At 44.2% G+C, this 8,460-nt stretch carries 8 protein-coding genes; 7 read left to right on the forward strand and 1 reads right to left on the reverse strand.

Annotation, left to right across the window (positions count from 1 at the left end; genetic code table 11):
- From RWS39_RS08815 to RWS39_RS08835, 5 genes are all read left to right on the forward strand, one after another.
- A partial coding sequence (locus RWS39_RS08815) for an SHIRT domain-containing protein (protein ID WP_314482638.1) occupies positions 1-2,228 on the forward strand: 2,228 nt, incomplete at its 5' end.
- A gap of 185 nt (positions 2,229-2,413) precedes the next feature.
- Positions 2,414-3,247 carry a DegV family protein gene (locus RWS39_RS08820; protein ID WP_314482642.1) on the forward strand — a complete coding sequence of 278 codons (834 nt, stop codon included), beginning with the start codon at positions 2,414-2,416 and terminating at the stop codon, positions 3,245-3,247.
- 110 nt (positions 3,248-3,357) lie between these two features.
- Complete coding sequence (locus RWS39_RS08825) at positions 3,358-3,633, forward strand: HU family DNA-binding protein (protein ID WP_005589527.1); 276 nt, start codon at positions 3,358-3,360, stop codon at positions 3,631-3,633.
- A 283-nt stretch (positions 3,634-3,916) separates the two neighbouring features.
- A complete protein-coding gene (locus RWS39_RS08830) occupies positions 3,917-4,618 on the forward strand; it encodes a DUF4947 domain-containing protein (RefSeq protein ID WP_314482646.1) in 702 nt (233 codons plus the stop codon).
- A gap of 70 nt (positions 4,619-4,688) precedes the next feature.
- The gene (locus RWS39_RS08835; RefSeq protein WP_314482649.1) at positions 4,689-5,960 is read left to right on the forward strand and encodes a TRZ/ATZ family protein; all 1,272 of its coding nucleotides are present in this window, start codon (positions 4,689-4,691) and stop codon (positions 5,958-5,960) included.
- A 275-nt stretch (positions 5,961-6,235) separates the two neighbouring features.
- On the opposite strand, the gene RWS39_RS08840 is transcribed toward RWS39_RS08835, so the two are convergent.
- Positions 6,236-7,429 carry an L-lactate MFS transporter gene (locus RWS39_RS08840; protein ID WP_314482652.1) on the reverse strand — a complete coding sequence of 398 codons (1,194 nt, stop codon included), beginning with the start codon at positions 7,427-7,429 and terminating at the stop codon, positions 6,236-6,238.
- Positions 7,430-7,774: 345 nt separating this feature from the next.
- Here RWS39_RS08840 and RWS39_RS08845 point away from each other — a divergent pair, with 345 nt between their 5' ends.
- A complete protein-coding gene (locus tag RWS39_RS08845; RefSeq protein WP_125447105.1) occupies positions 7,775-8,227 on the forward strand; it encodes a peroxide-responsive transcriptional repressor PerR in 453 nt (150 codons plus the stop codon).
- Positions 8,228-8,378: 151 nt separating this feature from the next.
- Positions 8,379-8,460: histidine phosphatase family protein (locus tag RWS39_RS08850; protein ID WP_032800137.1), on the forward strand; the 82-nt coding region annotated here is incomplete at its 3' end.

Below are 8,460 nucleotides of genomic sequence, written 5' to 3' on the forward strand. Positions count from 1 at the left end.
CCTTTGAAGCCAACAAGTATCAAGCTACTTACAGCTTCGAGAGCGCAACAGCAGGAAAAGCTCTTCCGGCAGCCATCGCAGCATTGACACCAAGCGACAGTGCAACTTATGTGAATGGTGCCTCTGTTTCAGCTCAACAACCGTCACAAACCACTTACACAGATAGTGTGAACGACGGCACCTGGACCTTCAAGGGCTATGACGCAGCTAGCGCCGTTGTCAACAAGGCAGATGTAGAGTTTGTAGGAAAATGGGCCTTTGAAGCTAACAAGTATCAAGCTACTTACCGCTTCGAGAGCGAGACAGCAGGTAAGGTTCTTCCAGCAGCCATCGCAGCATTGGCTCCAAGCGACAGTGCAACATATGAAAATGGCAATACTGTTTCAGCTCAACAACCATCTCAAGCCACATACACAGATACTGTGAACGATGGCACATGGACCTTCAAGGGCTATGACGCAACTAGCGCCGTTGTCAACAAGGCCGATGTTGAGTTTGTAGGAAAATGGACCTTTGAAGCTAACAAGTATCAAGCTACTTACCGCTTCGAGAGCGCAACAGCAGGTAAGCAACTTCCAGCAGCCATCACCGCTTTGACTCCAAGCGACAGTGCAACATATGTGAATGGTGAGTCTGTTACCGCTCAACAACCATCTCAAGCCACATACACAGATAGTGTGAATGATGGCACTTGGACCTTCAAGGGCTATGACGCAGCTAGCGCCGTTGTCAACAAGGCCAATGTATCCTTTGTCGGTAAATGGGAATTTGAAGCCAACAAGTATCAAGCTACTTACCGCTTCGAGAGCGCAACAGCAGGTAAGCAACTTCCAGCAGCCATCACCGCTTTGACTCCAAGCGACAGTGCAACATATGTGAATGGTGAGTCTGTTACCGCTCAACAACCATCTCAAGCCACATACACAGATAGTGTGAATGATGGCACTTGGACCTTCAAGGGCTATGACGCAGCTAGCGCCGTTGTCAACAAGGCCAATGTATCCTTTGTCGGTAAATGGGAATTTGAAGCCAACAAGTATCAAGCTACTTACCGCTTCGAGAGTGAGACAGCAGGTAAGTCTCTTCCAGCAGCCATCGCAGCATTGACTCCAAGCGACAGTGCAACTTATGAGAATGGTGCTTCTGTTTCAGCTCAACAACCATCACAAACCACTTACACAGATACTGTGAACGATGGCACATGGACCTTCAAGGGCTATGACGCAACTAGCGCCGTTGTCAACAAGGCCGATGTTGAGTTTGTAGGAAAATGGACCTTTGAAGCTAACAAGTATCAAGCTACTTACCGCTTCGAGAGCGAGACAGCAGGTAAGGTTCTTCCAGCAGCCATCGCAGCATTGGCTCCAAGCGACAGTGCAACATATGAAAATGGCAATACTGTTTCCGCTCAACAACCATCTCAAACCACATACACAGACCCAGTGAATGACGGCACATGGACCTTCAAGGGCTATGACGCAACTAGCGCCGTTGTTAATAAGGCTAATGTAGGGTTTGTAGGTAAGTGGGCCTTTGAAGCCAACAAGTATCAAGCTACTTACCGCTTCGAGAGCGAGACAGCAGGTAAGTCTCTTCCAGCAGCCATCGCAGCATTGACTCCAAGCGACAGTGCAACTTATGAGAATGGTGCTTCTGTTTCAGCTCAACAACCATCACAAACCACTTACACAGATACTGTGAACGATGGCACATGGACCTTCAAGGGCTACGATACAGCTAGCGCCGTTGTCAACAAGGCTAGTGTAGAATTTGTAGGAAAATGGGCCTTTGAAGCTAAGCAAGCTCCTAGTCCGCAGCCGCAGCCGGAACCAGCGCCGCAACCGGAACCAGCACCGCAACCGGAACCAGCACCGCAGCCGAAACCAGAACCACAACCAGAACCAGCGCCACAACCGCAACCGGTTCCGAAACCACAACCACAGTCAAGTCCGGTTCCACCAGTGACTCCAGAAGTGAAGCCAGATCAAGAGACTGATTCAGTAACTAAAGTTCAAACGGATCAGTTAGCGAAGAAGCCTGAAAGCAAACCTGTTCCAAATGCTAAGCCAGCTGTTCCAACTCCTGCAGGAGATAAGACTAAACAAGCGACCTTACCAAATACAGGTAGCACTGCTCCAGTTTCCATCGCGGGAGCGACGACAAGTGCTCTTCTTGCGGGTCTAGGATTCATGATTCTTGGTCACAAGCGCAAAGATGATGAGGCTTAAAAGGGCATCTCTTTGTGTAAGCTTTGGCTAGTGCCTCAATCAAATCATTAAGAGTCTTCTAAGTAGTGTTTGACTTAGAAGGCTCTTATTTTTCTGAGATTTATGGATTAAGCTAAGATTGATTCACAAAAACTTAGGATTTTTTGGTATAATAGACTCAATAACAGGATAAAAGTAGGGAAAATATGACAAAAATTAAAATTGTGACAGACTCTTCGATTACGATTGAGCCTGAATTAGCAAAAGATTTGGATATTACAATAGTTCCTTTGACAGTCATGATTGACGGTGTAGTCTACTCGGATTCCAATTTGAAGGAGGGAGAATTCCTTCAGTTGATGAAGTCTAGTAAAAATCTGCCCAAGACCAGCCAGCCACCAGTTGGAGTATTTGCAGAGATTTTCGAAGATTTATCAGCGGAAGATGTCCAAATTATCTCGATTCACATGTCTCATGCTTTATCTGGCACCGTAGAGGCAGCTCGTCAGGGTGCTACCTTAGCCAAGGCTGATGTAACAGTTGTCGATAGTTCTTTTACGGACCAAGCTATGAAATTCCAAGTCGTTGAGGCTGCTAAAATGGCAAAAGCTGGAGCGACTTTGGAGGAGATTTTAGAAAAACTTGAGGAAGTCAAAGCCAAGACGGAGCTATACATCGGTGTATCAACCTTAGAAAATTTGGTCAAAGGTGGCCGTATCGGTCGTGTGACAGGTCTGATTAGCTCGCTCTTAAATATTCGTGTTGTCATGCAGATGACAAATCATACTTTGACTCCTATTGTCAAAGGCCGAGGCGCTAAAACCTTTAAGAAATGGCTGGATGACTTGAAAGAGTCTCTGAAAGAAAAGGAAATTGAAGAAATCGGAATTTCCTATGCGGGTGGACCAGAATTTGCTAATCAAATGAAGGAAGAGTTACAAGAGTTTGTTGAAAAACCAATCCCTGTCCTAGAAACAGGTTCCATTATTCAGACTCACACTGGAGAAAATGCTTGGGCTGTTCTAGTTCGTTACAAATAGAGTAAATTATTTGTAAAATATCTGCTTAAGACTTGACCTAGACGCTTTTTTTAGATATGATAATATCTGTTAGGGTTATTAACCCAGAAAAAAATTGGAGGATTTGTTAAATGGCTAACAAACAAGATTTGATCGCAAAAGTGGCAGAAGCTACAGAATTGACTAAAAAAGATTCAGCAGCAGCAGTTGACGCTGTATTTGCAGCAGTTACAGAATACCTTTCAAAAGGTGAAAAAGTTCAATTGATCGGTTTTGGTAACTTTGAAGTTCGTGAGCGTGCAGCACGTAAAGGTCGCAACCCACAAACTGGTAAAGAAATCACAATCGCAGCTTCTAAAGTTCCAGCTTTCAAAGCAGGTAAAGCTCTTAAAGACGCTGTTAAATAAGACAAAAATTAAAAGCCTATTGTATCAAGCTTTCTAGCTTGTACAGTAGGCTTTTTTTATTGTTTTGGCGCAAGAAGGGGCGAGGCTAAGAAGATAATTTGTTTAAAAGTTTAACGACGTTAGCTTCTATTTTTTGCGTAGCTTCCTAGCTCGTATATCAACTATTTCTCTCAGCTTTCTAGAAGACACAAGACTTGTTTTCTTAAGCAAGACAGCAAAAATCAGGATGCCCTCCTGCTCAACTTAAAATATGATATAATGTAGCTAAGAAATGGGGGGAGCTATGAATTTTAAAAAAATAATCACCTTTTTAACCATGCTTGCAGCTGTTATGGCTTTGACAGCTTGCTATTATCCAAGGAAAAGGGTGCCAAGGTCTGAAACCTCTTCTGTGCAAAAGGAGAAAATACCAAAGAAGTCAGAAGCAGGTAAGGATACAGGCTCTAGTCAGCAAGAAAGCTCAAAGAGCAGTCAGACCTCATCATCTAGTGTCTCAGCTTCTGAGAGCAAGGCGACAAGTTCGCCAGATGAAGTGACAGATGGCTTGCCTCAAGATGCGCAGTCTGCCAATACAGACAAGATCTATGCAACAGGTAATGCCAAGGTGTATTATCGTTCTTTTGAGGGAGGATTTAGCGCTCAAGCGCCTGATTTCAAAGGCTATACGGAGGAGCAAGTCAAAAAGGTTCTTGGCGAGCCAGAGGCCGTCATAAAGGATCCGAACTACATTAAGGACACTTTTAAAGCTCAGGAGTTAGAAAATATAAGAGAGCTCTATCAAGGTCAGCGTGTGACGGAAGAGCAGGCAAAGGCTTTCTATGTAACAGCAGTGGATATTGCACAGGCAGCTAGCTTGAACCAAGACTATCAACTGGAGAGTGATTATATTTTATATAGCTATAAGCAACATAAAATTAATCTGATTTTTTCTAAAGGAGAGTTGTATTATATGACTCCCAATCCTGATTATCTTTATTTTAAATAATCTTGGAAAATTCTTGCGCTAGTTTATTAGGCTTGCTATAATAGCTAAAACGAAATGGGAAGGAGCAAGGATGAAAGCTTATATTAATGTCAATCTGGTGACCTGTGACAGCGCATTTCATGTTTATCGGGAAGCCTTGCTGGTTGTGGAGGATGAACGTATTGCCTACTGTGGCCCCTATGATGAAAGCTGGCTAGGAAAATGCAGTGAAACAGTAGATTATGAAGGGGCTTGGATCATGCCGGGGCTGGTCAACTGCCATACTCACTCAGCCATGACCTTGCTGCGCGGGATTCGTGATGACAGTAATCTGCACGAATGGCTAGAGGACTATATTTGGCCGGCAGAAAGTCAATTCACATCTGATCTAACAACCGAGGCTGTCCAACTGGCTCTGGCTGAAATGCTCCAGTCAGGAACAACGACTTTTAACGATATGTATAATCCTCAGGGAGTGGAGATTGACCGGATTTATCAGGCTGTGCGGCAGTCTGGTATGCGCTGCTATTTCTCACCGACCCTTTTTAGCTCAGAGGCGGAAACGGCAGCAGAGACTCTGGCACGTACTCGGGCCATTATTGAGGAAATCCTCGCTTATGAAGATGAAGATTTTCAGGTCATGGTGGCGCCGCATTCGCCCTATGCCTGTGACGAAGATCTACTCAAGGGCAGTCTTGAGCTAGCTCGTGAGCTGGATTTGAAGCTTCATATACATGTGGCGGAGACACAGGAAGAAAATAAAATCATCCTGGAGCGCTATGGTAAACGGCCTTTGGCTTTCTTGAAAGAGCTTGGCTACTTGGAGCAGCCAGCCATTTTTGCTCACGGGGTTGAGCTGAATCCATCAGAGATTGCGGATTTAGCGGCATCTCCAGTCAGCATCGCCCACAATCCTATCAGCAACCTCAAGTTGGCTTCTGGTGTAGCTCCAGTGACAGACTTATTAGCCGCTGGGGTGGCCGTTGGCTTAGCGACAGACTCTGTCGCTTCCAATAATAATCTGGACATGTTTGAAGAAAGTCGGACAGCAGCCCTCCTCCAGAAGATGCGGGTAGGAGATGCGACTCAGTTTCCGATTGAGCAGGCCTTGAAGGCTTTAACCGTTGAAGGAGCCAAAGCTCTGGGATTGGAGAAGAAAATCGGCAGCCTGGAAGTAGGAAAACAAGCCGATTTCATTGTCATTCAGCCTAAGGGGCGACTTCACCTCTATCCTTTGGAAAATATGCTTTCCCACCTAGTGTACGCTGTCAAAGGCAGCGATGTTCGGGATGTCTACATTGCAGGACAGCAGGTTGTCCGAGATGGTCAGGTACTGACAGTTGATCTAGAATCGTTCCATTAAAAAGAAGAGAGTGGGACAGAGATCGGTAATTCGTTAGAATTCGATTTCGTCGTCCCACCTCCGCATAGTTGAGTAGGGCTGTAAAAGCTGATGAAATCAGCGTAGTAGAGCCCACTCAACCACTGCGTCTTGCTCGACAATCCAAAGAAAATTGAGAGGCTAGGACTTTTGTCCCAGCCTCTTATGTTAGTCAGGAAAGCTCTTTTCACTTTCTGCTGACTAAGAGTTTCTTTGTCAAAGAAAAACTCTGGGTCACCCCAGAGTTAGAATTAGTTTTAAGCTTTCTTTGATTTAGAAATATAGAATAATTGTAGGACGATACCAAGGAGTGCCATACCAATAACGATATAGAAGGCCATTGAATAGTCTCCCTTGTTTGTTTGGGCAAGTCGAGCTCCCAACTGTGGTCCGGCAATAGCTGCAACACCATAGGCCGTGAACATCCAGCCGTAGTTTGTGCCGACATTGGCCACGCCCCAATTTTCAGCTGTAATACCTGGGAAAGATCCAAGGAAGCCACCGAAGGACAGGGCAACAAGCATGACGCCTAAGATTGCAAGGATGCTTCCTTCTCCTTTAAAGAGAACGGTCAGCGCCAAGCCACCAGCTACAGCGGCAAACATGGCGATTACGGTCGGGTAGCGGCCGATTTTGTCCGATACAGCTCCCCAGAAGATCCGTCCAAAAGTATTGGCAATAGAAACCAGCATAACGAATAGAGTTGCTTCTCCAACTAGTTTATATTGGTCAGAGATAGACGCTGCTGAACCGATAATCATCATACCACCAGTAGCACCTAAAATGTAGATGAGCCACAGCAACCAGAAGTTGCCTTCGCGTAGCATTTCTTTGTGAGTTTTTCCTGTCGGTGCAGAGCTTCCTGCTGCTGGAGCAGCTGCTGGAGCTTTTTCCATGACAAGAGAAGAGCAGCAGATAACGACAAGCAGGGCAATACCTAGAACTTTAAATGTTGAATAAACGCCCATTGAAGCGATGAGAGTTTTGGCAAGTGGTCCGATGATTAGTGGTCCAAGTCCAAAGCCAGCTGCGGTTAAACCACCCGCGAGACCTTTTTTATCAGGGAACCATTTGGTAGCGACAGAAGTTGAAGCGCCATAGGCTGATCCGATACCGAGACCAAGGACAACCCCGTAGGTCAAGTAGAGTACAGGAAGAGAAGTTGCAAATCCTGTAGCAAACATACCCGCACCAAAGAGAATTCCTCCTAGAAAGACAAATTTCTTAGGGCCTAATGAATCGACTTTAGGTCCGAAAATAATCATGCCGATTGGCACCATTGCAAAAGATATACTGAAGGCTAGAGAGGTTTGAGCTTGCACCCATCCTTGGCTAGCGTTGGCTTCCAGCAGCGCTTTTTGAAAAACAGACCAGGCGTATCCAGCACCTAAAGAAAGGTTGGTTAAGATAGCTGCTGCTAAAATTAACCAGCGATTTGGTGTTTTTTTCATAATGATATCCTCATTTATATAATTTTTTTCTAAAAAGTGATAGAAAACCAGCTGTACCCAAATAGTTGTCCTGCATGTTTCCTGCAGGGCAGGTAAAATAGCAGAAGCATGGCTACAGAATTTGTTACTATAAAGCTGACATGTCAAATAATTTAAGCGCTTACATGTTTGTTAACATCTCTATCATATCGTGCTTTGAGGCAAAAATCTACTTAATTAAAATGAATAAGTCTATTAGGTAGATTAATATTTTTCCTTATTTACAATCATTCTTAATAGAAAATCTATGTTTGTCATGATATAATGGAAATAAGCTAGAATGAATGTGGATGGAGTATAGAGAAGATGAATGAAGGGTATGAAAAGAATTACCAGGAAGTAATCGAACATCTGAGGTTGAAAGGTGTTCGAATCACAGAGACGAGAAAGGCTGTGATTGCTTTTATCATCAGCAGTCATGATCATCCTAGTGCAGAGATGATTTACCAAGCTCTCTTGCCTGAATTTCCCAATATGAGCTTGGCGACTGTTTATAACAACTTAAAAGTATTGATTGATGAAGGCTTTGTCTCAGAACTCAAAGTCCGAAATGACACGACGACTTATTATGATTTTATGGGGCATCAGCACCTCAATGTCATTTGTGAAAAATGTGGTCGAATTGCAGATATGGACTTGGATTTGCCAGATGTTCAGCAGGAAGCGGCAGAGCAGACCGGTTATCAAATCACTAAGAGCCAGATGGTTGTTTATGGCATTTGTCCTGAGTGCGCTCAGCAAGAACAAGTGGCTAGCTAGAAGTCTTGAGTGAGAATTGATTTTCTTAAAAGTCTAAGCAAGTGGAAAATTTCACAAATATCCCGCTGAGACTAGATTTTTGAGAGAAAATTTTGTAAAATAGAATAGATAAACGGGGTAGACCCTGGAAAATAAAAGGAGAATCCATCTAATGGTAAAATTGGTTTTTGCTCGCCATGGTGAGTCTGAATGGAACAAAGCTAACCTTTTCACTGGTTGGGCTGATGTTGATT

The organism is Streptococcus cristatus (assembly GCF_963529205.1).
GTDB lineage: Bacteria > Bacillota > Bacilli > Lactobacillales > Streptococcaceae > Streptococcus > Streptococcus cristatus_O.

Excerpts from the sequence above, each read along its gene's own strand:
- RWS39_RS08820 (WP_314482642.1), top strand. The coding sequence starts at position 2,414 with ATGACAAAAATTAAAATTGTGACAGACTCTTCGATTACGATTGAGCCT.
- RWS39_RS08825 (WP_005589527.1), top strand. The coding sequence starts at position 3,358 with ATGGCTAACAAACAAGATTTGATCGCAAAAGTGGCAGAAGCTACAGAA.
- RWS39_RS08830 (WP_314482646.1), top strand. The coding sequence starts at position 3,917 with ATGAATTTTAAAAAAATAATCACCTTTTTAACCATGCTTGCAGCTGTT.
- RWS39_RS08835 (WP_314482649.1), top strand. The coding sequence starts at position 4,689 with ATGAAAGCTTATATTAATGTCAATCTGGTGACCTGTGACAGCGCATTT.
- RWS39_RS08840 (WP_314482652.1), bottom strand. The coding sequence starts at position 7,429 with ATGAAAAAAACACCAAATCGCTGGTTAATTTTAGCAGCAGCTATCTTA.
- RWS39_RS08845 (WP_125447105.1), top strand. The coding sequence starts at position 7,775 with ATGAATGAAGGGTATGAAAAGAATTACCAGGAAGTAATCGAACATCTG.